Source organism: Bilophila sp. 4_1_30, from assembly GCF_000224655.1.
Taxonomy (GTDB): domain Bacteria; phylum Desulfobacterota; class Desulfovibrionia; order Desulfovibrionales; family Desulfovibrionaceae; genus Bilophila; species Bilophila wadsworthia.
This window is the reverse complement of sequence record NZ_JH114244.1, coordinates 1-1568: the sequence shown is the minus strand read 5'-3', so window position 1 is coordinate 1568 and position 1568 is coordinate 1. Positions and strand designations below refer to the sequence as shown.

Annotated in this window: 3 protein-coding genes; all 3 read left to right on the top strand. The window is 68.5% G+C overall.

The window, feature by feature from the left end:
* Window positions 1-343 (top strand): hypothetical protein (locus tag HMPREF0178_RS19870; RefSeq protein ID WP_009369329.1); only part of this gene is annotated, 343 nt, incomplete at its 5' end.
* Complete coding sequence (locus tag HMPREF0178_RS19865) at window positions 336-1304, top strand: hypothetical protein (RefSeq protein WP_009369328.1); 969 nt, start codon at window positions 336-338, stop codon at window positions 1302-1304. The genes HMPREF0178_RS19870 and HMPREF0178_RS19865, both read left to right, overlap by 8 nt.
* Window positions 1304-1568: Gp138 family membrane-puncturing spike protein (locus tag HMPREF0178_RS19860; RefSeq protein WP_009369327.1), on the top strand; the 265-nt coding region annotated here is incomplete at its 3' end. The genes HMPREF0178_RS19865 and HMPREF0178_RS19860, both read left to right, overlap by 1 nt.

Sequence of the window (1568 nt, the reverse complement as noted above, 5' to 3'; positions counted from 1 at the left end):
GCATGGCCTTGAAGATACAACCAAAGTGAGTGCGACAATGCGTTATGTCATTCCCCTGACCCCTGAGCCGCAGCGGTTCAGCATCGTTCTGGCGGGCCGCGAGCTGCTGCTTGCCGTCCGCTGGATGGACGCGCCCGAAGGCGGCTGGCTGCTCGACATGGCCGACGCCGAGGGCGTCCCCCTCGTTTCCGGCATCCCGCTGGTGGCGGGGTGCGACCTGCTTGAGCCGTATGCGTATCTGGGGCTCGGGGGCGCGCTCCTGCTCTCGGGGGACGAGCCGCCCTCCCCGGATACGCTCGGGCGGGGCGTGGACCTGCTGTTCGAGGTGGCTGATCATGGCTGAGGCAACAAGCCGTAGCGGGGAACGCCGCGATGAGGGCCGCCAGTGGCTGCGCCGGTGCTCGCTGCTCGTCGGGCCCAAGGAGGGCGGCGCGCTGGAGTTTGGGGAACTGCGCGTTGCCTTCACCGTCAAGGTGAGCGAGCAGGAAACCCCCAACAGCGCCTCGATCAGGGTCTACAACCTCTCCGAGGCCACAGCCGGGCGGATCCGCAAGGAATTTACCCGCGTCATCCTTCAGGCCGGGTATCAGGGCAACTGTTCCGTCATCTTCGACGGGAACATCACCAAGGTGGCGCTCGGGCAGGAGGGCGGCCCCGGAGCCGGGAAGAACGGCGGCGAGGGCGAAGGGTTGGACACCTGCCTCGAGATCAGCGCCGGGGACGGCGACAGGGCCTACAACTACGCGCTGGTCAATACCTCGCTGGCGGCGGGCTCCACCCCCGACGACCACGTCCGCGCCTGCATGAAGGCCTTTTCCGCCAAGGGGATCGAACCCGGCTACATCCCTCTCCTCCCCGGCCAGAAGCTCCCCCGGGGCAAGGTCATGTACGGCATGGCCCGCGCCTACATGCGCGATACCGCGAGGCGCACCGGCACGGCGTGGAGCTTCCAGAAGGGCAAGATGCAGATGGTGCCCGCCAGCGGCTACCTCCCCGGCGAGGCCGTGGTGCTTTCCGCCGGAACCGGGCTCATCGGCACGCCCAAGGCCAACGACAAGGGCATCGAGATCAAGTGCCTGCTCAACCCCCGCCTGCGCATCGGCGGGCGCGTCCGGCTCGACAACGCGGGCGGGGCCGGGCTCAAGGCCGGGGCGGGGCGGGAGCCGAGGGACGTCCACGACGGCCTCTACCGCATCCTTTCGATAACCTTCTCCGGCGACACGCGGGGCACGGACTGGTACGCCACCCTGTCGTGCGTCGGCATTGACGATACCTCTCAGCTTCCTTTGGACGAGGCACGGTGATGGACAGACGAGAAAGATGGGCCGAGCCCGTCGAAGCCCTGCGCGCGGCCCTCGACGGCAGGCAGGCGGAAATGTGGACGGCGCTGCCCGGCATCGTCCAGTCCTTTGATCCGGCGGCGATGACGGTTTCCGTACAGCCCGCCGTTGCCGGGCGGATCTCCGACGAGGCGGGAAAGGCCGCTTCCGTGGATCTGCCCATCCTGCCGGACGTGCCGGTGGTGTTCCCGGGCGGGGCGGTTTTGCCCTCACCTTCCCGGTGGCGGC

Excerpts from the sequence above, each read along its gene's own strand:
- HMPREF0178_RS19865 (WP_009369328.1), top strand. The coding sequence starts at position 336 with ATGGCTGAGGCAACAAGCCGTAGCGGGGAACGCCGCGATGAGGGCCGC.